At 64.4% G+C, this 22,409-nt stretch carries 24 protein-coding genes; 12 read left to right on the plus strand and 12 right to left on the minus strand.

The features are described 5' to 3' along the window. Positions 1-24 precede the first annotated feature (24 nt). Together BH93_RS03890 and BH93_RS03895 are read left to right on the plus strand one after the other, a co-directional pair. A complete protein-coding gene (locus BH93_RS03890; protein WP_037175906.1) occupies positions 25-498 on the plus strand; it encodes a DUF4334 domain-containing protein in 474 nt (157 codons plus the stop codon). Continuing rightward, positions 498-1,592, plus strand: coding sequence for an NAD(P)-dependent alcohol dehydrogenase (locus tag BH93_RS03895; protein ID WP_037175909.1), 1,095 nt, complete (start codon positions 498-500; stop codon positions 1,590-1,592). Before BH93_RS03890 ends, BH93_RS03895 begins: the two co-directional genes overlap by 1 nt. On the opposite strand, the gene BH93_RS03900 is transcribed toward BH93_RS03895, so the two are convergent. After that, the gene (locus BH93_RS03900; RefSeq protein ID WP_052065521.1) at positions 1,567-2,487 is read right to left on the minus strand and encodes an oxygenase MpaB family protein; all 921 of its coding nucleotides are present in this window, start codon (positions 2,485-2,487) and stop codon (positions 1,567-1,569) included. The genes BH93_RS03895 and BH93_RS03900 overlap by 26 nt on opposite strands. Before the next feature lie 2 nt (positions 2,488-2,489). Continuing rightward, entirely contained in the window at positions 2,490-3,986 is a 1,497-nt protein-coding gene (locus BH93_RS03905; RefSeq protein ID WP_037175912.1) for an aldehyde dehydrogenase family protein, read from the minus strand. A gap of 135 nt (positions 3,987-4,121) precedes the next feature. On the opposite strand from BH93_RS03905, the gene BH93_RS03910 reads away from it, so the two are divergent. Together BH93_RS03910 and BH93_RS03915 are read left to right on the plus strand one after the other, a co-directional pair. After that, the gene (locus BH93_RS03910) at positions 4,122-5,264 is read left to right on the plus strand and encodes an acyl-CoA dehydrogenase family protein (protein WP_037175914.1); all 1,143 of its coding nucleotides are present in this window, start codon (positions 4,122-4,124) and stop codon (positions 5,262-5,264) included. A 6-nt stretch (positions 5,265-5,270) separates the two neighbouring features. Then, positions 5,271-5,909 carry a GntR family transcriptional regulator gene (locus BH93_RS03915; protein ID WP_037175919.1) on the plus strand — a complete coding sequence of 213 codons (639 nt, stop codon included), beginning with the start codon at positions 5,271-5,273 and terminating at the stop codon, positions 5,907-5,909. Between the two features lie 22 nt (positions 5,910-5,931). Here the strand turns inward: BH93_RS03915 and BH93_RS03920 are convergent, their stop codons facing one another. Beyond that, complete coding sequence (locus BH93_RS03920) at positions 5,932-6,540, minus strand: TetR/AcrR family transcriptional regulator (RefSeq protein WP_037175920.1); 609 nt, start codon at positions 6,538-6,540, stop codon at positions 5,932-5,934. A gap of 92 nt (positions 6,541-6,632) precedes the next feature. Between BH93_RS03920 and BH93_RS03925 the strand changes: the two genes are divergently transcribed. Beyond that, positions 6,633-7,451, plus strand: a complete 819-nt coding sequence (locus BH93_RS03925; protein WP_037175923.1) for an oxygenase MpaB family protein — start codon at positions 6,633-6,635, stop codon at positions 7,449-7,451. Positions 7,452-7,459: 8 nt separating this feature from the next. Here the strand turns inward: BH93_RS03925 and BH93_RS03930 are convergent, their stop codons facing one another. The 3 genes from BH93_RS03930 to BH93_RS03940 are packed head-to-tail and all read right to left on the minus strand — an operon-like array spanning position 7,460 to position 10,734. Beyond that, positions 7,460-9,826: an FdhF/YdeP family oxidoreductase gene (locus BH93_RS03930; RefSeq protein ID WP_037175927.1), complete on the minus strand. Its 2,367-nt coding sequence runs from the start codon at positions 9,824-9,826 to the stop codon at positions 7,460-7,462. Between the two features lie 48 nt (positions 9,827-9,874). Further along, positions 9,875-10,135, minus strand: coding sequence for an acyl-CoA-binding protein (locus tag BH93_RS03935; RefSeq protein ID WP_032379982.1), 261 nt, complete (start codon positions 10,133-10,135; stop codon positions 9,875-9,877). Positions 10,136-10,161: 26 nt separating this feature from the next. After that, positions 10,162-10,734 (minus strand): TetR/AcrR family transcriptional regulator, encoded by a 573-nt coding sequence (locus BH93_RS03940; protein WP_032379983.1) that lies wholly within the window; start codon positions 10,732-10,734, stop codon positions 10,162-10,164. Between the two features lie 23 nt (positions 10,735-10,757). Between BH93_RS03940 and BH93_RS03945 the strand changes: the two genes are divergently transcribed. Then, a complete protein-coding gene (locus tag BH93_RS03945; RefSeq protein WP_037175929.1) occupies positions 10,758-11,690 on the plus strand; it encodes an oxygenase MpaB family protein in 933 nt (310 codons plus the stop codon). Between the two features lie 29 nt (positions 11,691-11,719). Beyond that, positions 11,720-12,502 carry an alpha/beta fold hydrolase gene (locus tag BH93_RS03950; RefSeq protein ID WP_037175931.1) on the plus strand — a complete coding sequence of 261 codons (783 nt, stop codon included), beginning with the start codon at positions 11,720-11,722 and terminating at the stop codon, positions 12,500-12,502. Positions 12,503-12,510: 8 nt separating this feature from the next. Here the strand turns inward: BH93_RS03950 and BH93_RS03955 are convergent, their stop codons facing one another. Continuing rightward, complete coding sequence (locus BH93_RS03955) at positions 12,511-13,827, minus strand: class I SAM-dependent methyltransferase (RefSeq protein WP_037175934.1); 1,317 nt, start codon at positions 13,825-13,827, stop codon at positions 12,511-12,513. Then, on the minus strand, positions 13,824-15,269 hold the full coding sequence (locus BH93_RS03960) for an FAD-binding oxidoreductase (protein WP_052065527.1): 1,446 nt from the start codon (positions 15,267-15,269) through the stop codon (positions 13,824-13,826). The genes BH93_RS03955 and BH93_RS03960 overlap by 4 nt, the downstream gene beginning before the upstream one ends. Before the next feature lie 258 nt (positions 15,270-15,527). Here BH93_RS03960 and BH93_RS03965 point away from each other — a divergent pair, with 258 nt between their 5' ends. Further along, positions 15,528-15,962, plus strand: coding sequence for an SRPBCC family protein (locus BH93_RS03965; protein ID WP_032379987.1), 435 nt, complete (start codon positions 15,528-15,530; stop codon positions 15,960-15,962). Here the strand turns inward: BH93_RS03965 and BH93_RS03970 are convergent. Further along, on the minus strand, positions 15,959-16,609 hold the full coding sequence (locus BH93_RS03970; RefSeq protein WP_155291061.1) for a hypothetical protein: 651 nt from the start codon (positions 16,607-16,609) through the stop codon (positions 15,959-15,961). The two genes, BH93_RS03965 and BH93_RS03970, sit on opposite strands and share 4 nt — an antisense overlap. 63 nt (positions 16,610-16,672) lie before the next feature. On the opposite strand from BH93_RS03970, the gene BH93_RS03975 reads away from it, so the two are divergent. The 4 genes from BH93_RS03975 to BH93_RS03990 all read left to right on the plus strand — a co-directional run bounded on the left by BH93_RS03975 (position 16,673) and on the right by BH93_RS03990 (position 19,397). Continuing rightward, the gene (locus BH93_RS03975) at positions 16,673-17,104 is read left to right on the plus strand and encodes a hypothetical protein (RefSeq protein ID WP_037175937.1); all 432 of its coding nucleotides are present in this window, start codon (positions 16,673-16,675) and stop codon (positions 17,102-17,104) included. 234 nt (positions 17,105-17,338) lie between these two features. Then, on the plus strand, positions 17,339-17,650 hold the full coding sequence (locus BH93_RS03980) for a YbaB/EbfC family nucleoid-associated protein (protein ID WP_242459115.1): 312 nt from the start codon (positions 17,339-17,341) through the stop codon (positions 17,648-17,650). 9 nt (positions 17,651-17,659) lie between these two features. Continuing rightward, positions 17,660-18,268 (plus strand): recombination mediator RecR, encoded by a 609-nt coding sequence (gene recR / locus BH93_RS03985; RefSeq protein WP_037175939.1) that lies wholly within the window; start codon positions 17,660-17,662, stop codon positions 18,266-18,268. 94 nt (positions 18,269-18,362) lie between these two features. Further along, positions 18,363-19,397, plus strand: a complete 1,035-nt coding sequence (locus BH93_RS03990) for a hypothetical protein (RefSeq protein ID WP_037175941.1) — start codon at positions 18,363-18,365, stop codon at positions 19,395-19,397. A 20-nt stretch (positions 19,398-19,417) separates the two neighbouring features. On the opposite strand, the gene BH93_RS03995 is transcribed toward BH93_RS03990, so the two are convergent. The 3 genes from BH93_RS03995 to BH93_RS04005 form a co-directional block, all read right to left on the minus strand. Next, the gene (locus BH93_RS03995) at positions 19,418-20,122 is read right to left on the minus strand and encodes a type 1 glutamine amidotransferase (RefSeq protein ID WP_037175943.1); all 705 of its coding nucleotides are present in this window, start codon (positions 20,120-20,122) and stop codon (positions 19,418-19,420) included. Further along, positions 20,115-21,377, minus strand: coding sequence for a Mur ligase family protein (locus BH93_RS04000; protein ID WP_032404550.1), 1,263 nt, complete (start codon positions 21,375-21,377; stop codon positions 20,115-20,117). Before BH93_RS04000 ends, BH93_RS03995 begins: the two co-directional genes overlap by 8 nt. Positions 21,378-21,497: 120 nt before the next feature. Beyond that, positions 21,498-22,394, minus strand: a complete 897-nt coding sequence (locus BH93_RS04005; protein WP_037175946.1) for an EamA family transporter — start codon at positions 22,392-22,394, stop codon at positions 21,498-21,500. Between the last annotated feature and the right edge of the window lie 15 nt (positions 22,395-22,409).

Here is a 22,409-nt window from a genome sequence, read left to right on the forward strand (position 1 = left end):
CTCGACGTGAAACGGAGAACAGCTATGACCGATCGTGAAACGACGACGCGTACAGACGAATTGCTGGCACGGACCTCGGGTGTCTCGGCAGCGCAACTGGACGAACTCTGGTCGCAGCTCGCCCCTGTACGCGCCGAGGACATCCTCGGGAGCTGGACCGGTGCCGCCTTCCAGACCGGCCACGGACTGTGCCGGGCACTGCCCGCCAGTAATTGGCACGGAAAGAACTTCATCTCCGTCACCGAGGCGCAACCGTTGATCTGCCGCGCCGACGACGGCTCGCTGTTCTCCAACGTCGAGATGGGGTCCGGGGAGGCATCGCTGTGGAACATCGAGTTTCGGGGCGAGGTGACCGCCACGATGGTGTACGACGGCAAAGCCGTCTTCGATCACTTCAAACAGATCGACGACCGCAGGCTGATGGGCATCATGAACGGCAAACCGGAGCTGGTGCTCTCTCGCGGCGAGCACTTCTACTTCGTGTTGGAGCGAGACTGATGGTCGCTGCGCGGGCACTGCTCTCGCGTGACCCGGCCGAGTCGTTCACCGTCGAGAACATCGACATCGACGAACCCCGCGAGAACGAGATCCTGGTCCGGATGAAGGCGACGGGGATCTGCCATACCGATCTCGTTGCGCGACGGGCAGGTTCGGCCGAAAGACCGGTACTGCTCGGGCACGAGGGTGCAGGCGTGGTCGAGTCGGTGGGCCGGTCCGTCCGAGGAATCGGTCCCGGCGACCATGTGGTGCTGACGTTCCGGCACTGCGGCGTGTGCGGCAATTGCAGGCAGGGGCGGCCGGCCTACTGCTTGGACGGCCACGCTCTGAACCAGTTCGGCGCACGCGCGGACGGCACGTCCCGCATCGTCACGAGCGGTGGCGCTCCGGTACTCGACGGATTTTTCGGACAGTCGAGCTTCTCCGAGTTCGCGTTGACTCGTCAGGACAACACCGTCGTCGTCGATCGGGATATCGACCTCGCTGTTGCAGCTCCGCTGGGGTGCAGCGTGCAGACGGGTGCAGGGGCAGTGCTGAACGTCCTGAAGCCCCGGTCCGGGGATTCCGTGGTGGTGTACGGAGCAGGCGGGGTGGGGATGGCAGCCGTGCTCGCGGCGATCACCACCGGTGCGCGCGTGGTCGCGGTGGAACGATCCAGCGCCAGAAGAGAATTGGCGTCGAGTGTCGGTGCACACACGGTAATCGATCCGGCGTCGGATGAAGCGAGCGCTGCGCTACTGGACGCCACCGACGGAGGGGCAACGCACGCACTCGACACCACCGGCAATGCAGAGGTGATCCGGGACGCGATGGCTGCTCTCGGCAAGGGCGGCGCGCTGGCGATCGTGGCCCTCGGTCGCGGTGTGTTGCAGCTGGATCTGCTGGATACGGTGTTGAGCGGTAGAGGAGTTCGCGGATGCCTCGAGGGGGACGCCGTCCCGCAGCAGTTCATCCCGGCACTCGCCGAGATGTACTCTGCGGGGGCGCTCCCCGTCGATCGGCTGATCACCCGCTACCCGTACGACCGAATCGACTCCGCTCTCGGTGACCACCGCCGCGGTGACACCGTCAAGCCGGTGCTGGAGTGGCCGTGATCGGTGCTGCCGAGTCAGCGGTGTACGGGCAGGCGGCAGCTCCCAGATCCCGAGGGCGGTAGCCGACGGGGTAGCCGGGATAGGTCTTGTTCGACGCGTCGGCGGTGGCCCGCGAGTGCGTCCGCTTGGGTAGGAACCGCTCCGCGCGGGCCCTGGCGCGCAGGGCCCGCACGGCCACCCGCTCGACCGTCGGTGAGCCTGCGGGGAAGCCGAAGGCACCGGCCATCCGGTCGTCCAACAGTGCGAACACTGTCTGCTTCACTGCGGGGGTCAGCGCAGCGGGGTACCAGGAGCAGTACAGATCGAGGGTGTACGTGCCGATGCGCCGATTGTCTTCGGTGAACCGGAACGTGCGCTCCTCGTAGTCGAGCTTGAACTGCGCGAATTCGGTGTACGACTCTGGAATGTTCTTGATGCCCATGCGCTTTCCCACTGCGCAGTAGAAGTGGAACGTGGCCAGTCGTTCCTTCGGATGCAGGCGACGCCATCCGTAGGTGTCGATCCACTCGATCGGCTCGTAGATGAACGTCGTCAACACGTACAGCATGTCGTCGTTCGAGATGTCGTACTGCCCGTGCATCCGGTTGACCATCCGAAGCGATTCACGTCCCCGCTCGGAGTCGTATCCGTGCTCGAGCAGTTCGGCCATCAGCAGCGAGGTGTCGTCGTAGCGCTTCTGCGGGCGATTCTCGAACTCGCCCGTGCGGGCGAGCAACGCCGAGATGGTCGGCACGCAATAGGTGCGGAACAGCGCGAACTCGAGCGCACGCTGGTAGTCCCACGGAAACTCGTAGCCGGCGGTGATGCGGTGGATCGTATGGCAATCCCGCACCGGGTCGAGTTCCTCGATGCGCCGCAGCCAGCCGAAGCGTCCCCTCTTCGGCGTGATGTCCATGCTCAGCCCCGTCCGTGCCGAAGTTTGAGTGCGAGCACGGAGATCTTCATGTCCCGTGCCTTCCTTTTCATCGTCAGCAGATTGAGCGGAGATGCAAAGCTCTGCACGGTCAGAGATTTGACGGTGCTGAATTCACGAAGGCCGTCGGCCCCGTGGATTCGGCCGAATCCCGAGTCGCCTGTGCCGCCGAACGGCAGCGCCGGAACGCCGGCGAATCCGAGGACCGAATTGACCGTCACCACACCGCAATCGAGCTTCTCGGCGGCGCGTCGACCCACTGCTCCGTCCTTGGTGAACACCGATGCGCCGAGTCCGTACTTGGAGGCGTTGGCTCGCTCGATGCCCTCGTCCAGATCGCGCACCTTGTTGACCACGACAGTGGGGCCGAACGTCTCTTCGGTGATCGCAGTGGAGTCCTCGGGCACGTCGGTGAGAACAACCGGGTCGACGTACGGCCCGTGCAGTGAATCGAGACCGCCGACAACAGCTTTGCCGCCCTTGGCCAAGGCATCCTCGATCTGGCCGCGCACGATGTCGCTCTGCTTGCCCAGCGTCATCGGGCCGTAGGACGAGGTCTTGGTTCCGCCGGGCTTCAGTGCCCGTACGGCGGTGGTGAATTCGGTGACGAATCGGTCGTACACCGGAGCTGCGACGTAGATACGTTCGACGCCGGCGCAGGTCTGGCCGGCATTGCCCATCGCCCCGAACGTCGCGAATTCCACTGCGGCAGCGATGTCTGCGTCTGCGTCGACGAGCATCGCGTCCTTGCCACCGCACTCGGCGACCAGTGGCGTCAACGACTTCGCGCACGTGGCCATGACCTTCTTGGCGGTGGCCGTGGAGCCGGTGAATGCGATCTTGTCCACGCCGGATTCGACCAGGGCGGTGCCGGTGGACCCGTCGCCGGTGATCGTCTGGAACACCGGGTGCGGAGCGGCGAGCGACCGCCACTTCTCGGCCAACCAGACCCCGACGCCAGGGGTGAGCTCGCTGGGCTTGAACACGACGGTGTTGCCGGCGGCCAGGGCGTAGGCGATCGAGCCCATCGGGGTGTACAGCGGATAGTTCCAGGGCCCGATGACTCCGACGACGCCGAACGGGCGGTATCCGACGTAGGCCTTCTGATTGACGGCGAGCAGACCGGATCCGACCTTGCGCTGCCGAAGAATCTTCTCGGCATTACGGGCGGACCAATCGAGATGTTCGACGCCCAACATCACCTCGAGCAGGGAGTCCTCGTCCGGTTTGCCGGTTTCGGCGGCGATGACGGCGGCGAGGCTCGCGGCGTCACGCGCGATGGCAGATTTGAATTCGAGCAACCACCGCTTGCGCCCGACGAAGCCTTGTATGTCCCACCATCTGGCGGCCGACCGGGCGCGTTCGACGGCAGCGTCGACGTCGGAGGTGCCCGCGATCGGATACGTAGCGAGCGCGACACCTGTTCTGGGGTCGAGGCTTTCGAAGGTGCTCTCGGTAGTTCGTTCGATCTGGTCCGTCATGGGCTCTATCCTCCAGCGGATCGCATCACATATATTTGATGTGATTCAATGTTGTCCAGGACACACTATGCGTCGTGTCCGGTTGCTACAACCCCCGTTGCCCGGTCGTGCAGGAGCAAGTGCAGGAGTAGATCCATGAGTATCGACTTCACCCAAGAGCAGACGTCGTTCGCGAAGGCAGTCGCGTCTTTCTGTGCCAAAGAGGCGGGCACCAGGTCCCAGCGGGATGCCCTCACCGAACACGGGAAGCACACCCACAACCAAGCGCTCTACGACAAGATGGCCGAGCTGGGCTGGCTCGGCGCGATCATCTCCGAGGAACACGGCGGAGCGGGTGGCAGCACCGTCGACCTGTGCATTCTGCTCGAAGAATCCGCCAAGGCCATGGCCCCCATCGGCGGCATCGGCCCGACCTTGATCACCGGTGCGGCCTACGAGAAGTTCGGGACGCCATCGCAGAAGGAGACCGTGCTCGGCGGAATCGTCGCCGGCCGGAGTTACTCGATTTCGATGTCCGAGCCCGAGGCCGGCTCGGATGTCGGAAACCTGAGCTGCCGCGCCGAGAAGACGGACTCCGGCTGGTTGATCAACGGCCAGAAGACGTGGTGTTCCAACGCGCATTTCGCCGACCGGATCCTGCTCGTGGCACGTACCGGTAGAGGCGGTGGAAAGCACGAGGGCCTGACGATGTTCGACGTCCCGGCCGACATCGAGGGACTGAAAATCGTCGGCATCGACACGATGGGCGGCAAAGAGGTCAACGATCTGTACTTCACCGATTGCGTGCTTCCCGAGGACGCGGTGGTCGGGGTGGAAGGGCAAGGATGGTCTCAGCTGATGACCGGTCTGAACATCGAGCGCCTCATTCTCGCGGCGATGATGCTCGGTACCGCGCAGCGCGCATTCGACGACACGCTCGACTTCATCTCGCAGCGAAAGCAATTCGGCAGGCCCGTCGGCACCTTCCAGGCGCTGCGGCATCGTATTGCCGATCTGGCCACCGAGATCGAGTGCGGACGGCTGCTGGTCTACCACGTCGCTCGGTTGGTCGACGAGAACCCGACGAAGCTGTTCCCTCGCGAAGCCTCGATGGCCAAGCTCAAGCTCACCGAGACCGCAAAGAAGGTGGCCCTCGAGGGCATGCAGATGATGGGCGGCTACGGCTACGCCACCGAGTTCGACATGGAAAAGCACGTTCGGACGACTCTCGTGTCCTCGATCTACGGCGGTACCAACGAGATTCAGCGTGACATCATCGGCAAGACGTACGGACTCTAGGTCATCGTGTTGCGTCGTCGCCCGCAGCTCTCGGAGGATGTCGCCGCAAGTATTCGCCAGCAGATCGTCACGGGTGCGCTCGAGCCGGGTGCATTCGTGCGAATCGACGAGACGGCTACCGAACTGGGTGTGAGTGCGACACCGGTTCGTGAAGCGTTGGTGTCTCTCCGCGGTGAAGGTCTGGTGGAGCTGGTACCTCGGCGCGGCTACCGCGTCAGCGAACTGACGCAGCAGGACATCGACGACATCTTCTGGCTGCAGGGCACGATTGCGGGCACACTGGCTCGCCGCGCGGCTCACCTCATCACCGACGAACAGATAGACGCGGTGCGCGCGCTGAACGACCGACTACGTGATGCGGTGTTCCGATGCGACCTCGATGGCATCGAATCCTGCGAGTTCGAATTCCACAGGTACATCAACAAAGTCGCCGGTGGGACCAAGCTGGCATGGTTTCTGTTGGGTGCCGTCAGATACACGCCGTCCCGGCTGTACGCGTCGAACCGGCAGTGGTGCGAGCACGCGCTCAGCAGCCACGAAGAACTGATCGAGGCATTTCGTCGACGGGACGCAGACGGTGTCGCAGACCTGATGTGCACGCAGTTCCTCGTCGGCGCGACATTGGTTCGAGGGCTGCACGGGTGAGGCGGCTGCACAGGTGAGGCAGCTACCTGGGTGAGGCGGCCAACAACAGTTCGGCGCAGCGGTCGACGACGGCTTCCTCGCTCAGTTCCAGTTCTCCGCCGAGCCACGCGGTGAGGACCTGAGCGAATCCGCCGACGACGAAATGGGTTGTCAGATCGAGATTGTGGTCTCTTGTCGTGCCGTAGAACTCGGTGGCCTGAGTGGCCAGCAGATGGGCGAACATCTTCGTCGACTCTGCCCGTTTGGCCACCAGGATGTCGCCGACCGCGGTGGTGGAGAAGAGGAGGAACCCACGGCGCGGGTCTTCCGCGACAGCGCGCACGATCGCACGGATCCCGGCGTGTACCCGTTCGCGGTCGTCCTTCGGTGCTGCGGCGACCGCGTCGAGCGCGATGGCTGCGACATCGTCGACGACGTGGTCGTACACCGCCTCTATCAACGCGTCCCGGTCTGCGAAGCTCTCGTAGAAGTAGCGGCTGACGACGCCGGCCCGGCGGCACACCCCGCGAACGGTCAAGTCGGGCTTCGCTGTTCCGAGAAGATCGAGGCCGGTCTCGATGAGGATGCGCCGGCGCTCGGCGATGCGCGCCGAACCGTCGACGCCGCCGTAGATGCGGGGTGAATCGGGCATGGATACATCTTGACATCCCCGGGCATCCACGCCTAGCTTGATCTGAACACAGATGTACTCAGATTGCCGACAGTGAAGGAATCGATTGCATCATGACGGTCGACACCGACTTTCTGCGCAAGTCCATGACGGGGTTCGGCCTGCTCGCCGGGTCCGCGAACGTCATCATGCAACTCGGGCATCCCGCCGTCGGGTACGGGGTGTTCGAGAGCCGCGTGGAATCCGGACAGATCAATCGGCACCCGATCAAGCGCACCCGAACCACGTTGTCCTACCTCGCCGTCGCGGGCATGGGGGACGACGAGACCAAGGCTGCATACCGCAAGGCGACCAACAGATCTCATGCAGCCGTGCGGTCGACGGCCGACAGTCCGGTGAAGTACAACGCCTTCGATCCCAACCTGCAGCTGTGGGTGGCGGCGTGCCTCTACCGCGGTTTCGAGGATGTGTACGTTGCCCTGTACGGGCCACCCGATCCGGACACTGCGGATGAGATGTACCAGGCGTGCCACGTACTCGGCTCGACACTGCAGATGCCACCCGAGATGTGGCCCGCAGATCGAGCGGCGTTCGAGAAGTACTGGGAAGCAGCGCTGCACGACATTCACATCGATCCGACGATTCGGCGCTACCTGCACGGCATCGCCTCGGCCACGTTCGCCAGACCCTCGGTACTGCATCCGCTGATCGGGCCGTTCTTTCGCTTCGTGACCACGGGATTCCTACCCCAGCGATTCCGGGACGAGATGGAATTGCCCTGGGATCCGGTCAAGCAGAAACGGTTTGCGCTACTGCTGCGCAGCGCGTCTCTGCTCAACCGGATGGTGCCGCCGGTCGTGCGAGCACTGCCGTTCAACATCCTGCTGCACGATGTCCAGCGTCGGATGCGCTCGGGGCGGGCACTGGTCTAGTTGGAGCCTCAGCTCAGGTGATGCGGCTGCGGGTGCGACTTGTGACCCTCGTCCGATCCCTCGTTGTCCTGATGGCCGTCGGCCGTGCCCTGCACACCCGTCCCCGCCGGGACCATCGAGATGATGACCGACTTAGAGGTGGGGCAATTGCTCTGCAGCGCAGTCGAATCCAACGGAATCAGCGGATTGGTCTCGGGGTAGTACGCAGCCGCCGACCCACGCGGGGTGTCGTACTCGACGATGCGGAACGACGGCGCGCACCGTTCCACATCGTCGTCGTCCCACTTGGTGACGAGATCGACCATGTCGCCGTCGCGGAAGCCGAGCGTGGAGATGTCTTCTCGGTGCACGAAGATGACGCGTCGGCCGTTCTCGATGCCGCGGTACCGATCGCTGAGGCCGTAGATGGTGGTGTTGAACTGATCGTGACTGCGCAGAGTCTGCAGGATCAGATGGCCCGGCGGAACCTGCAGCACGTCGATCGGTGACACCGCGAATTCACCTCGGCCACTCTTGGTTTCGAATGTCCGACTGTCGCGCGGCGGGTGTGGCAGGACGAAGCCGCCGGGGCGTCGAACATTGACCTCGTAGCCCTCGCAACCGGCGACGACGCGGGAGATGTGCTTGCGGATGTTGCGGTAGTCGTCGCGGAATCCCTTCCAGTCGAGACCGTATCGGTCACCGAGGGTGGCCTCGGCGATTCCGCTGACGATCGCGACCTCCGAGCGCAGGTACGGGCTGGCCGGCTTCAGTGGACCACGCGAGGAGTGCACCGAGCAGGTCGAATCCTCGACCGAAATCCACTGCTCTCCACTGGCTTGCACGTCCTTCTCGGTGCGTCCCAAGGTGGGCAGAATCAAGGCGGTCTCACCGCAGACGAGGTGGGATCGGTTGATCTTGGTGGAGATCTGCACTGTCATGCGCATCTTGCGCAGCGCCTCGAACGTGACGTCACTGTCCGGCGTCGCTTGGACGAAGTTGCCGCCGAGACCGAGGAAGAAGTGCGCCTTGCCGTCGCGCATGGCCCGGATGGAATCGACGGTGTCCAAGCCGTGCTCGCGCGGCGGCTCGAAGTCGAACTCCGCGGCCATCGCGTCGAGGAAAGCCACCGGAGGGCGCTCCCAGATGCCCATCGTGCGGTCGCCCTGCACGTTCGAGTGGCCGCGCACCGGCAGCAGTCCGGCACCTGCCTTGCCGATATTGCCTTGCGCGAACGCGAGATTGGTGACTTCCTTGATGGTCGCGACGGCATTGCGGTGCTGCGTCAAGCCCATGGCCCAGCAGAAGACGGTGGCTTTGGAGTCGCGCAGCATCTCGGCGGCCTCGGTGATCTGCGCTACCGACAACCCGGTGACCTCGGTGACGAGATCCCAGTCGACCTCGGCAACGTGTGCCTTCCACGCGTCGAAGCCGACGGTGTAGTTGTCGAGGAATTCGTGATCGAGTGCGTCCCACTGCACCAGCAGCGAGCCGATGGCCTGGAACAGAGCGAGATCGCCGTTGAGCTTGATCGGCAGGTGCAGATCCGACAGGTCCGTTCCCGGTCCCACCATGCCGCGCGGGGTCTGCGGGTTCTTGAAATTCAGCAGACCCGCCTCGCGAAGGGGGTTGATGGACAGAATCTTTGCGCCGTTCTGCTTGGCCAGCTCGAGGGCCGAGAGCATACGGGGGTGATTGGTGCCGGGATTCTGGCCGGCCAGGATGATCAGTTCGGCAGTGTGAACGTCGTCGAGCGTGACGCTGGCCTTACCGATGCCGATGGATTCCTGCAGAGCGATGGACGTCGACTCGTGACACATGTTGGAGCAGTCGGGCATGTTGTTGGTGCCGAACGATCGAGCGAACAACTGGTAGGTGAACGCGGACTCGTTGGAGGCGCGCCCCGAGGTGTAGAAGATGGCCTCGTCCGGACTGGCCAGGCTCTTCAGCTCGTCACCGATCAGACGGAACGCGTCGTCCCATTCGATGGGCTCGTAATGGCTGCCGCCGGGCAGCTTGATCATCGGGTGCGTGATCCGGCCCTGCTGGCCGAGCCAGTGCTCGGTGTGGGAGTCCAACTCGGCAATGCTGTGCTGCGCGAAGAACTCCGGGGTCGCCCGCGTTGTCGTTGCTTCCTCCGCAACGGCCTTCGCGCCGTTCTCGCAGAATTCCGCCGCGTGCCGGTGGCCCGGATCGGGATCGGGCCATGCGCAGCTCATGCAGTCGAAACCCTCGGCCTGGTTGAGCTTGAGCAGCGTCTGCGCGGTGCGCTTCGGGCCCATGTGCCCGAGTGCTCGCTTCATCGACACTGCGACGGCGACGGGGCCTGCCGCGTGGGTCTTCGGCTTCTCGATGTCGAGCTCGGCCTCGTCGACGTCGCTGTCGGTGCGTCTCATGCGGGTCCCTTCGTTGCGTTACCCCCGCACTCGACCATAGCCGTAGGCTCAGCCGGCGAGGAGCTTGGTCACCAGATCCACGTACTGCTGCTTCGCCGAATCCTGGCTCGTGCCTTCGAGCTTCGCCCAGGCATCGAACTTCGCGCGGTTCACCATGTCCAGTCGCCCGGGACGCTTACCCGAGGCATCACCGATCGAACCCTGCTTGTAGAGCGAGTACAGGCTCAGCAGATCGTCGTTGCTCGGCTTGGACGTGAGCTTCTTGACGTCTACCTGCGCATCGGCGAACGACTGATCGAGATCGGACATGAAAACTCCTTCGGTTAGAGGTGGTGTCATCCTCGCACGGAGGCATCGGAAATCAGCCGAATGCAGTGCGCCACGAGGGCTTCGCGGGTGACGGTGACGGTGCCGTCGAGGTAGCCGATGAACAGGGCGGTCAGTGCCCCGACGGTTCCGACGGCGATCAGCTGTCGGTCGTCGGTGTCGGGAAGTTGTGACTGCACCAACTCGACGAAACCGGGCAGCAGATCCAGACCGCGTCGGCTCAGTGCCGGTTCCGCCAACGGCGCGATGAGCAGCACCCGTCCGGTTCGCGGTTCGTCGATGATGAGTTCGACGAATGCCCGGACCGGCGCGGCGATCGTGTCCTCGGGGGTGGCCGCGGCTGTGACGGCGTCGAGCAACGCGGTCTGCGCTCGTGAACCGACCCACGCGTACACCGCCCGGACGAAGGTGTCCCGGTCGGTGAAGCTCTCGTAGAAGTACCGCTCGGTCAGTCCGGCGGTTCGGCAGACCGCGCGCACGTTGACCGCCGGGCCGTCCGGAGAGCCGAGAAGCTCGACCCCCGCGGCGAGCAATGCGTCGTACCGCTTGGATCTACGCTCCTCCAACTGTTGACTACGCATGTTGTCAACCCTAGTCTGACAACATGCGTAGTCAGAGTGATCGTCCGGTCCCGCTCGGTCCCGATTCGCTCACCTGGAAGTACTTCGGCGACTGGCGGGGGATGCTGCAGGGAGTCTGGGCAGGGTCGATGCAGAACATGCACCCCGGCCTCGGTGCCGGGGTCGAGCAGCATTCGACGTTCTTCGACGAGCGCTGGCAGCGTCTGTACCGATCGTTGTATCCCATCGGCGGGGTGGTGTTCGACGGAGATCGCGCCGAGCAGACCGCGCACGAAGTGCGTGGCTACCACACGAACATCAAGGGAATCGACGCCAAAGGACGCAAGTACCACGCCCTCGATCCCGACACGTTCTACTGGGCGCACGCCACCTTCTTCATGGGCACGGTGCTCACCGCCGACCACTTCATGGGCGGGCTGACCGAGGAACAGAAGGTGCAGCTGTTCGACGAGCACGTGCAGTGGTACCGCCTCTACGGCATGAGCATGCGTCCGGTGCCCGCCACCTGGCCCGAGTTCCAGAAATACTGGGAACACATGTGCAGCACCGTGTTGGAAGACAACATGGCCGCGCGCGGGGTGTTGGACCTGTCGAAGCTGGGACCACCGCCGTACGCAGCCTGGCTGCCAGATCGGGTCTGGGCGGTACTGCGGCGTCCGGTGGCTGCGTTGTTCGTGTGGATCACCGTCGGTCTCTACGACGAGCCGGTGCGCGCACTCCTCGGATGCGGCTGGTCTGCGCGGGACGAGCAGCGGTTCGTGCTGTTCGGGAGGGCGGTGAACCTGGCGTTCCGGCTGGTGCCGCCGCGTCGTCGGCTGCATCCGCGTGGCCGGGCCGGGTGGGATCGCGCTCTCGGCCGAACTCCGGCGACCTCACCGCTGGTGCACACGCCGGCTCGTAATCTGCCACCTCTCACGCGTCGCTCCAACCCGTCGCACTACAGCCCGAAGGTGTAGATCGTAGGTCTTCGGGTACATCGGGGGGTATGTACAACGTCAGAACCGGAACCGGCAAGCCCCTCGTCCTCGTGCACGGTCTCGGGTCCTCGCACCGCAACTGGGATCCCATCGTTCCTGCCCTGGCCGCACATCGAGAGGTCGTCGCGCTCGATCTGCCCGGATTCGGGCAGACTCCGCCGCTGCCCGAGGTCTCGATCGCGTCGCTCACCGATGCGCTGCGCACGTACCTCGACGACGAGGGACTGTCCGACGCCGATCTCGTCGGCAGCTCGATGGGCGCACGCATGGTCGTCGAGCTCGGCCGCCGTGGCCACCGAGGCTCGATGGTGGCACTGGATCCCGGCGGGTTCTGGAACGACCGTCAGGTGAAGATCTTCGGAGCCACGATCACCGCGTCGCTGGCACTGATGAAGAACGTGCAGCCGCTGGTGCCGTTCCTGTCCGGTAATCCGGTGACGAGAACGGCTGCGCTGGCCCAGTTCTCGGCTGCGCCGTGGAAATTGCCGAGTGGATTGGTGGAGCGGGAGCTGAAGGGCTTCTCGGCCAAAACCTCGCCGTCACTCGACGCCGCACGCAAGGCCTTGATCCACGGGCCGAAGCAGCTCGGTGCACCGAAGGGGTCGTTGCAGGGCTCGCTGCTCATCGGCTGGGGTCGCCAGGACAAGGTGACGACTCCCAGCCAGGCGAAGGTGGCGCTGGAGCGATTCCCCGACGCCACCCTGCACTGGTTCGACAAATGCGGACACTTCCCGCACTGGGATCAGCCCGTCGAAACCGCTCGCGTGATTCTGCGCGGGACGGGTCGGTAGGAGCTGAATCAGCCGTTCCACCAAGGTCGAAGTGGCACGTTCGCCTGACCCTTCGGCCCGAGCTTGACCGCCAGAACCTGGTGCAGCTGAACCACATTGCGCTCGAATCCCAGACGGGACCCGGCCATGTAGAGGCCCCATACGCGGGCTGTTCCTTCGCCGGCCTCGGCGACGCACGCGTCCCAGTTGTCGACGAGGTTCTGGCACCATCCGGCGAGGGTCAGCGCGTAGTGCTCGCGCAGGTTCTCCTCGTGGCGGACCTCGAGGCCGACGTCCTGGATCTCGGTGATGATGCGTCCCGAGCCGGTGAGCTCACCGTCTGGGAAGACGTAGCGGTCGATGAAGCTGCCCGCCTTGGCATGCGCACGATTGTCCGGTCGGGTGATCGAGTGGTTCAGGAGTCGACCGCCGTCCCGCAGCTTGGACTGGATGAACGAGAAGTACGACGGGTAGTTGTGCACACCGATGTGCTCGGTCAGTCCGATCGACGAGATGGCATCGAAGTTGGTCTCCGGTACGTCGCGGTAATCGGAGAAGCGCACCTCGGCGAACTCGGACAGGCCCTCCTCGGCGATGGCCTTCTGCGCCCACGACGCCTGCTCCTGGGAGAGCGTCACGCCGATCACCTTCACGCCGCGTCGGGCCGCGTAGCGCACCATCGAGCCCCAGCCGCAGCCGATGTCGAGCAGGCGATCGCCCGGCTTCAGACCGAGCTTGTCGAACACCAGTCGATACTTGTTCTCCTGCGCCGCTTCCAGTGTGCTGTCGGCGGACTCGAACGCAGCGCACGTGTACGTCATCGACGGGCCGAGCACCATCTCGTAGAACGCGTTGGACACGTCGTAGTGGTGATGGATCGCTTCCGCGTCCCGGGTCTTGGAGTGGCGCAAGCCTTCGGCGATACGACGCCACCGCGGAATCGCCTCCTGGGGTGGGGGAGCGATGGGCCGCAACACATCCCAGCCGAGCGAACGCGCGATCGATGTCAGTGTCATGGCCGACGGGCGGCGGAAATGCAGTTGGTCACCCATCAGCGCGAGCAGCTCGTACGGGTCACCCGGGTGCACTCCGGTGGCTTCCAGATCACCCGAGACGTACGCCCGCGCCATGCCCAGATCGCCGGGAGCGGTTGCCAGATAGGTGGTTCCGCGCGGACTCTTGAGGTTGAGGCCGATCTTCGCGTCCTCGGGTCCGGCGGTACTGCCGTCGTATGCGGTGAAACGCAGTGGGATGTTGCCGTCGGAGATCAGCTCCAGAATCTCGGAGATCTTGAGCTTCTGGTTGCCGTTCGCCGTTCGATTACCGGAGTCCTTGAACGTCGTCATTTGCGTTGCACCGCCTTCGAGTACAAATCCAACAATCGGGTTTCGGGATCATATTTCTTTTTCAGCTCGAGGTATCTCTCGCCGCCGTACAGCACGGCGAATTCATCCTCGGTGTAGTAAGCGTCCGAGTACAGCGATTTATGCCCGTCGAAGTCGGTGACCTTCTTCTCGATTGCGCGGTTCGCTGCACCCTCGGGTTCGCCGGCGACGATCGGTACCGAGGACCAGAAGCCGATGTTGACGTACGTGCGTTTGGGCTCGAGCGGGTACAGCGGCCACGGTCGGGCCGGATTGGCACCGGGGGCCGCCGGCTCGCGAAGTCGCAACGGGCACAACCACAACGGCTCGATGGGAATGTTGTCGAGGAACCACGCCACGAAGCCGGCGGTGTGTTCGATCGGAACTTCCACATCCTGCACGACGCGTTCGCGCGGCGGATTTCCCTTGCGCTTCTCGAGTCGATCGGCGATGTCGTACTTACGGTCGAGGCCGATCAGCTTCCAGTAGAAGCTGCTGCGTCGATACTTGCGCGGCCAGAAGCGTCGAATTGTCGGGTTCTGGGTCCCGAATGCGCGAGAGCACCAGAACCAGTCGGTGTCCCATCGCCACAGATAGTCGTGGATGGTCAGCCGATCGGTTTTCGGTGAGTCCGAATCGTGCTGGATCGAGCGGTAGAAGATGTCTGCACCGGTGTAATCGCTGACCGGCCCGGGTTCGTCGGTCTGGACGCCGAGCGTGAGGTAACTTTCGTCGGCGCTGAAGACCACGCCGTCGAGGTAGTGGACCTCGATTCCGTCGTACTCGCGTTGGGTGACGATGGTGTCCATCGTGGACTGAAGGGTCTCGAGATCGTGAAATCGTAGGTGGCGCAACGCGACATACGGCAGGACGGGCTCGAGTTGGATTTTCAGACGGGTCGAGTAGCCGAGGGTGCCGTAGGAATTGGGGAAGCCCCAGTAGAGGTCGGCATGTTCGCCTTCGGGCGTTGCGGTGATGATCTCGCCGCTTCCGGTGAGGACGTCGATCTCGAGTACCGACTCGTGCGGGAGCCCACTGCGAAACGACGTCGACTCGATGCCGAGGCCGGTGACGGCTCCGCCGAGGGTGATCGTCTTGAGCTGCGGGACGACGAGGGGAGCGAGGCCGTAGGGAAGCGTCGCGTCGACGAGGTCCTCGTAGGTGCACATGCCCGCGACGTCGGCGGTGCCCGCGGCGGGATCGACGGTGATGACCTTGCTCAAGCCGGACACGTCGAGTCCTGGGGTGTTCGATGTCGTCCTGGCCCTGAACAGGTTGGACGTCTTCTTCGCCAGACGCACCGTCGCATCGGCGGGGATCGCTCGATAGCTGCGAAGCAACTGCTCGACACCCGATCGGTGCGCTGCGTAACCGCTCTCCCTCGGTTCTGGCCGTCGTCCGAGAAGAGCATTCACTGAAGCCACGTACAGACGCTATATCTCGTACTGCTCGGTATCCACCGGCGTGGGCGTCCGAGCGGTGAAACTTCACGCAACTGTTGCCGAAACAGGGCTGGGAATCGTCATATTTCAGACAAAATGGTTGCATCATGCATGTGTTTTGGCGAGTGTGAAAATTCTTTGTGATGCATGCCACATGCCGTTCGGCGCGATGCCGGGCGTGACCGCTCGGCGAGGCAGGATGGATGCACATCCCGCTCGCTATCGAAGGAGAACGTTTCCGTGGCTCAGGTCAGTGCATCCAGTTCCGTCACCATCGCAACCACACCGGATCGGGTGCTTGCAGCTCTCGCCGACTACGAGACGGTGCGCCCCCGCATCCTGCCCCAGCAGTACCGCGACTACGAGGTGGTCCAGGGCGGTCAGGGAGACGGAACAGTGGCGAAGTGGACCCTGCAGGCCACCGAGAAGCGGGTGCGGAATGTCGCCGCGACGGTCTCCGTCGCCGGATCGACCATCACCGAACGGGACGCCAACTCCTCCATGGTCACCACCTGGTCGGTAGCCCCGGACGGCGGCGGCACCGCGGTAACGACAACGACTGAATGGAAGGGCGCGGGCGGCATCGGCGGATTCTTCGAGAAGACCTTCGCGCCGCTCGGACTGAAGAAGATCCAGGCCGCGACGCTGGAGAACCTGCGTCGCGAGTTGATCTAAGTCTGCTCGAAGTCGGGGGCCTCGATCAGCGCCAGGGTCCCGACCACCACGGTGCGCATCGACCACACAAACATCCCATCGGGTCCGCGGTCGATCGTGTCGTAGGCCCCGGGCAGGGTGTCGAGGTCGGTGCGCGCGGCAATCGCGTCGTCGTACTCACGATCGCGTCGGGCATCGTTGTACACGATCTCCGCCAAGGCCAGAGCGTGCTCGACGACGGTGATGACGGCCCACGTCGCTTGCTTCGGAGTGAGGTCGTAGCGCAGTCGATAGCGCGTCTGCACGACGTCGGCCATCCGAAGAGCGTCGATGGAACTGGGAGTCAGACCGATCAGATACTCCGCGATGCCCGGGTTGGAATGAACCAGCTCGCGCATCGCGGAGGCGAGTGTCAGTAGTGCGTCGTGCATCGATTCGTCGTCACCGGGAAGCGGCGGCGACCACCGGCGCAGAATTTCTTCCGCCACCAGGGCCTTGAGCGCGCACAGATCCTCGATGTTGTTGTAGATCGCGACGATCGAAACACCCAGGCTCTGGGCCACCGACTTCACCGTCACCCTGGGCAGAGTCAGCGCGATGCCCGCCTCGGCCATGGTCTCGGCGGTGACGCGACGCTTGCGAGGGGAGGGGCTCGCAGGCGGCTTCATGCCCACAGGGTACGGGTGGTCAGAACTGACGGATCCTCAGACGCCGGGCTCTAGAATCGCGGCGTGTCCTTCACCTCCGCGCTACCCGTGACCGACGGGGATCGGTCGTTGGTCGAACTGGCCAGGCAGACAATCGATTCGTCGACGGATACCGGACCTGATGAGGACGGCATCCACACGATGGGTGCGGCGGTGAGAGTGGCGGACGGCCGAACCTTCGCCGGGGTGAATCTCTATCACTTCACCGGTGGCCCGTGCGCAGAAACCGTCGCGCTTGCAGCGGCTCGGGCGGCCGGTGCGACCGAGCCGACTCACATCGTGGCGGTCGGCAACCACGGGCGCGGGGTGAAGAGCCCGTGCGGCAAGGATCGTCAGATCTTCGCCGACCTCTATCCCCTGATGCGCGTGATCATCGATTCGCCCGACGGCCTCGTCAGCGTTCTCGCCGGCGAACTCCTCCCCGCCGCATACGACCATGGCGCGGAGCAACGCTGATCCTCGTTGCCGAGGGCGAACCGTCGTGCGGCATCGCCGGAAGGTACTGCGCTGAGTGTCCACTATTCGTCACCGCAGGCGCGATCCCGTGTCTGCCGCGAAATTGTGGACACTCAGAGCGGTATGTCGATTCGACGCGCAGTGAATCACAGCGATCCGAGGTGCGGCTACGCTGGTGTTCGCTTCGAACCCACGCGAGAGGACGGCACAGTGCAACCCGGTGAGCAGCCCGACATGGCATCGATCCTGCAGCAGGCCCAGCAGATGCAGCAGCAGCTGATGGCGGCGCAGGCGGAGATCGCGGAGACCGAAGTGACCGGCCAGGCGGGCGGCGGACTCGTCGTCGCCACCGTCAAAGGGACCGGTGAGGTGGTCGGGCTGACCATCGACCCCAAGGTCGTCGACCCCGAAGACATCGAGACCCTTCAGGACCTGGTGATCGGCGCTATCGCCGATGCGTCGAAGGCAGCGCAGAACGTGGCGAGCGAAAAGCTCGGCCCCCTCGCGGGTGGTCTCGGTGGCATGCCCGGCCTGCCCGGGTTCTAGGCGAGAAGAGTGTACGAAGGTCCGGTACAGGATCTGATCGACGAACTCGGCAAGTTTCCCGGGGTCGGTCCGAAGAGCGCTCAGCGCATAGCCTTTCATCTCCTCGGCGTCGAGCCTCCCGAGGTGGATCGGCTCATGCGCGCGCTGCAGCGCATTCGTGACGGTGTTCAGTTCTGCATCGTCTGTGGCACGGTCTCGGACAAGGAGTTGTGCCGAATCTGCTCGGACTCGCGCCGTGACCGATCCATGATCTGCGTCGTCGAAGAGCCCAAAGATGTTCAGGCCGTTGAACGTACGCGGGAGTTCAAAGGCCGCTACCACGTGCTCGGTGGGGCGCTCGATCCACTCAACGGCGTCGGTCCGGACCAGCTGCGCATCCGGGAGTTGTTGACCCGCGTGGGAACTCAGGACGACGGAGTGGACGTCACCGAGGTCATCATCGCCACCGACCCCAACACCGAGGGCGAAGCAACGGCCACCTATCTGGTCCGCATGATGCGAGACTTCCCCGGCCTGGCCATTACCCGCCTCGCCTCCGGCCTGCCGATGGGTGGAGATCTCGAATTCGCCGACGAGTTGACGCTGGGGCGTGCGTTGACCGGTAGGCGACGTATGTGAGTGCCTGCGGCAGTGGTGTGGTTAAGTGCCCCAGGCGGGACTCAACCACACCACTGCCACGGCACTTGTCGTACCCCAGGTGCATCATCCCGCCATGGACAACGACGAGACCCAGCTGTTCCGCTCGCTGCTCGATGCCCAACATGGCGTAATGACCACTGTGCAGCTTCGCGCGTGCGGATTCACGCCGAAGGCCATCGGCCATTCTGTCGAGACCGGTCAGTGGCTGCGGGTGTTTCGTAACGTCATCTGCGTGACCAACGGTCCGATGAGCCGGCAGATGGAGCTGCAGGCGGCGTTGTTGTACGGGGGCGGCAGCGCAATCCTGAGTCATGACACTGCCGCGCACGAGTGGGGGATGTTGCGTCGGCCTGCAGGCCCCATCCATCTGACTGTGCCGCGCAATTGCTCTGCCATCAGCCAGCCGCCGACGTGGCGGCATGTCTTGATTCGGCCGACTTCGCTCAGCAATGCGTGTATCCATCCCGGCGTTGTGTTGCACCGGTCATTGGCCATCGAACACATCGGTGTCGACACGGATCCGCGTCGGACGAGCAAAGAAGACACGGTCTTGGACTTGGCTGTGTCCGAAGCGACGGCGCACGAGGCCGCAGCTGTCTTCGTCTCGGCGATGACCAACGGGAGGGTGTCCGTCGCGGCGATGCGCCGGAAGATCGAATTGCGGCGGCCGAGGAGGTACAAGAAAATCCTGCTCGACGCCCTGTCGCTGCTGGCTGGTGGCGTCCAGTCGGTACTCGAATTCAGGTACGCAACCGATGTGGAACGGGCGCACGGGTTGCCGTCCGGACGTCGTCAAGCGCCCCATCTCGTCGGTGATCGGGTGCTGTTCGAGGATGTCGAATATGCCGAAGGTGGTCTGATCGTTCGCCTCGACGGTCAGCAGTTCCACTCGGCGAGGAATGTCAGGTTTCGAGACCGTCTGCGAGACAACGCCGCCGAACTCAGCGATCGCGCTCGGCTGGTCTACGGGTGGCAGGAAGTAAGTCAAGACCCATGTGGGGTGTACCGCGAGGTGCGCGAGGTCTTGGTGCGGGAGGGGTGGACAGATGCGTCGTATGCGTGCGAGCGCTGCGCAGTGGTGCGATTGAGTGCCGCCCAGGGCACTTAATCGCACCACTGCCGCAGGCACTAACGCAGCCGCTCCTCGCGCAAGCGAACAACCTCGGGCAGGTCGAGGGGAGCGAGCGTGGTGCCCAAGGCACGCTCCAGCAAGTAGTCCGCCAACTCCGGGTTTCGGGCGAGTACCGGCCCGTGCATGTACGTGCCCAGTACCGAACCCTGCACGACGCCTTCGCGTCCGTCGCCGACACCGTTGCCGACGCCGTGCGTGACCTTGGCGAGTGGGGACGCGTCCAGGCCGAGAGTTGTTCCACCGCGGTGGTTCTCGAATCCGGTGAGTTTCTGAGTGAGGCCGTCGAGTGCAGGCTCGGTGACGACCTCGCCGATCGAACGTGTGGCCTGAGGTGCGGTGGTGACGTCGAACAGTGAGATGCCGTCGACACGTTCGCCTGCGGAGGTCTCGTACCAGTGGCCGAGTACCTGGATCGCGGCGCAGATCGCCAGCACGGGGGCACCGCGAGCCGCGGCGTTCTGCAATCCGGGATATCGGGTGAGGTGACGAGTCGCCAGGCGTTGAGCCGAATCCTCTGCTCCACCAAGGGTGTAAACGTCGAGTGAATCGGGAACCGGATCGCTCAGGGTGATCTGGACGACTTCGGCGTCGATATCGCGCATGCGCAGCCGCTGTCGCAGAATGAGCGCGTTGCCGTTGTCGCCGTACGTGCCCATCACGTCGGGCAGAACGAGGCCGATGCGAACGGTGGACTCAGACATCTTTCACCTCACGTGCCAGCGCGCGACCGAGGTCGCGGAACGCGGTGTAGTTGGCGAGTACCTCGACGCGTCCCGGCGGGCAGGAAGCAATGGCCCGCAACGGATCTGCGACGGTGGTGTGCTGCGAGCCCGCGTAGAGCAGTCGGACTCCGAGGTCGGTTGCGCGTTCACCGGCGGCGACCACGGCGACGTTCTCGAAGTGCTCGAAGCGAACGTCCCACAGCCACGACAGGTCCTCGCCGTCCGGTACCTGACCGTTGACGGCGATGACGAGTCCGTCGCAGGTGGGGTCGATCATCGACAGCGCCTCTTGCCATCCGGCGGGGTTCTTCGCGAGAAGCATTCGGACGGAATGTGATCCGTACTGAATGGTGGAGTAGCGCCCGGCGACCTCATCGACGCTCGACGCGGCGGCGACGGCATCTTCTGCGTTCGCGCCCAGCGTCACTGCTGCGGCTACTGCTTGAGCTGCGTTGCCGCGGTTGGCTTTTCCTGGCAGCGACAACGTCATCGGTAGGACGAGCCCGTCGGGACCGTAGAGATTCTCGTCGTCGAGCCACCAATCCGGCGTCGGACGTTTGAAGTCGCTGCCGGTGCTGTACCAGTGCTCGCCCTCCCACAGGATGGGCTCGCCCGTGCGGGGACAGCTGACCGAGTCGCCTGCCCACCCGCCACCGGCGGCGACCCATACGACGTTCGGGGCGTCGAATGCCGCCGACGTAACCAGTACGTCGTCGCAGTTGGCGATGACGACGGTCTCCGGGTGCCGGGCCAATCCGGCGCGCAGCTTGCGTTCGATCATGTTGATCTCGCCCACGCGGTCGAGCTGATCGCGACTGAGATTGAGCAATACGATGGCCGCGGGGTCCACAGCGTCGGATACGTGGGGGACGTGCAGTTCGTCGACTTCGAGAGCAGCCAGCTCGGCATCGAAGTGCGCGTGTAGGGCCGCGACGATGCCCGCGTCCATGTTCGCGCCGTCCGCCTGGGTGGCGACGTCGCCGAGAGTGGCCAGTGCTGCGGCGGTCATTCTGGTGGTGGTGGATTTGCCGTTGGTACCGGTGACGATGACCGTGCGTCGACCCCGGCCGAGCCCGCCGAGGATGTTGGGGTCGATCTTGAGTGCGACGAGTCCGCCGATCATCGAGCCCTTACCCCGGCCTGCCTTGCGAGACGCCCAGGTCGCCAGCTCTGCCGCGCGCAGTGCCACGCGGCCCCGTGCGCCGATACGCCTGCGCTCACCCACTTCAACCATCCGCCGAGTCTGGCACAGAAGAGCGTGCAGTTTCACGTCGGCGGTTGCTACCCCTCGGTCATTCCGCAGGCTCCACTCCCGCCCCCCCTTGGTCGTTCCGCAGGCTCCGCTCCCCGCCCCTCACACCGGCGCTTTCTCCCGTACTTCGGCGGGCCGGCGGACGACCATACCGCCGAGGCAGCCGCCGATCACGACGACGCCACCGATCAACGCCAGCACGGACGGGTTCTCGCCGAGGAAGATCCAGGCACCGGCGATGCCCACCACGGGAACCAGGAGTGAGAACGGTGCGACCAGGCCGGCGGGGTTGCGACTCATCAGAATGCTCCAGAGGCCGCTACCGATGATGGTGGCCGGAATCACGATGTACGCCAACGCCACCAGACCGGGCCAGCCCTGCGGGCCGAACGACTCGGCGAGGGCGTGCCAGCCGATGCTCGGACCCTCGACGATCGCCGAGAGCGCCAACATCGGTACCGGCGGGACGACGGTCATCCACAGCATCAGCGTCATCGGGGAATCGGACTTGGCGAGTCGGTTTCCCAGGTTGCCGAACGCCCAGCCGAGGCCGGCGAGCAGGGTGAGGATCACCGGCAGCAGGGTGGCGTTCTGGGCGCGGTCCCACCCGATCAGCACCATGCCGACCACGGCGATCGCAATGCCGATGGCCTGTCGGCGGGTGACGTGTTCGCGCAGCAGAACCGCGCCGAGAACGACGGTGAAGGGTGCGGACGACTGCAGCACGAGCGACGCCAATCCGGTGGGCATGCCAGCCGCCATCGCTGCGAACAGGAAGGCGAACTGAAGAAATCCGAATCCGAATCCGTACAGCAGCAACCACTTCAGTGGGACGTTCGGGCGTGGGACGAACAACACGACGGGGATTGCGATGACCAGGAACCGCAGCGCGGCGAAGAAGAAGGGTGGAAAGTGATCGAGCCCGACGCGGATGGCGAGGAAGTTCAGCCCCCACAGCACGGCGACGGTCAATCCGAGCAGGCGGTCGCGAGTGGTCATGCCGTCAATCGTGAC

The sequence above is a fragment of the Rhodococcoides fascians A25f genome, from assembly GCF_000760935.2.
Classification (GTDB): Bacteria; Actinomycetota; Actinomycetes; order Mycobacteriales; family Mycobacteriaceae; genus Rhodococcoides.

Bases quoted from the DNA above. Each gene is read 5' to 3' on its own strand.
- BH93_RS03895 (WP_037175909.1), top strand. From the start codon at position 498: ATGGTCGCTGCGCGGGCACTGCTCTCGCGTGACCCGGCCGAGTCGTTC.
- BH93_RS03890 (WP_037175906.1), top strand. From the start codon at position 25: ATGACCGATCGTGAAACGACGACGCGTACAGACGAATTGCTGGCACGG.
- BH93_RS03970 (WP_155291061.1), bottom strand. From the start codon at position 16,609: ATGAAGCCGCCTGCGAGCCCCTCCCCTCGCAAGCGTCGCGTCACCGCC.
- BH93_RS03945 (WP_037175929.1), top strand. From the start codon at position 10,758: ATGCGTAGTCAGAGTGATCGTCCGGTCCCGCTCGGTCCCGATTCGCTC.
- BH93_RS03950 (WP_037175931.1), top strand. From the start codon at position 11,720: ATGTACAACGTCAGAACCGGAACCGGCAAGCCCCTCGTCCTCGTGCAC.
- BH93_RS03940 (WP_032379983.1), bottom strand. From the start codon at position 10,734: ATGCGTAGTCAACAGTTGGAGGAGCGTAGATCCAAGCGGTACGACGCA.
- BH93_RS03900 (WP_052065521.1), bottom strand. From the start codon at position 2,487: ATGGACATCACGCCGAAGAGGGGACGCTTCGGCTGGCTGCGGCGCATC.
- BH93_RS03920 (WP_037175920.1), bottom strand. From the start codon at position 6,540: ATGCCCGATTCACCCCGCATCTACGGCGGCGTCGACGGTTCGGCGCGC.
- BH93_RS03955 (WP_037175934.1), bottom strand. From the start codon at position 13,827: ATGACGACGTTCAAGGACTCCGGTAATCGAACGGCGAACGGCAACCAG.
- BH93_RS03935 (WP_032379982.1), bottom strand. From the start codon at position 10,135: ATGTCCGATCTCGATCAGTCGTTCGCCGATGCGCAGGTAGACGTCAAG.
- BH93_RS04005 (WP_037175946.1), bottom strand. From the start codon at position 22,394: ATGACCACTCGCGACCGCCTGCTCGGATTGACCGTCGCCGTGCTGTGG.
- BH93_RS03910 (WP_037175914.1), top strand. From the start codon at position 4,122: ATGAGTATCGACTTCACCCAAGAGCAGACGTCGTTCGCGAAGGCAGTC.
- BH93_RS04000 (WP_032404550.1), bottom strand. From the start codon at position 21,377: ATGGTTGAAGTGGGTGAGCGCAGGCGTATCGGCGCACGGGGCCGCGTG.
- BH93_RS03995 (WP_037175943.1), bottom strand. From the start codon at position 20,122: ATGTCTGAGTCCACCGTTCGCATCGGCCTCGTTCTGCCCGACGTGATG.
- BH93_RS03990 (WP_037175941.1), top strand. From the start codon at position 18,363: ATGGACAACGACGAGACCCAGCTGTTCCGCTCGCTGCTCGATGCCCAA.
- BH93_RS03930 (WP_037175927.1), bottom strand. From the start codon at position 9,826: ATGAGACGCACCGACAGCGACGTCGACGAGGCCGAGCTCGACATCGAG.
- BH93_RS03905 (WP_037175912.1), bottom strand. From the start codon at position 3,986: ATGACGGACCAGATCGAACGAACTACCGAGAGCACCTTCGAAAGCCTC.
- BH93_RS03925 (WP_037175923.1), top strand. From the start codon at position 6,633: ATGACGGTCGACACCGACTTTCTGCGCAAGTCCATGACGGGGTTCGGC.
- BH93_RS03980 (WP_242459115.1), top strand. From the start codon at position 17,339: ATGGCATCGATCCTGCAGCAGGCCCAGCAGATGCAGCAGCAGCTGATG.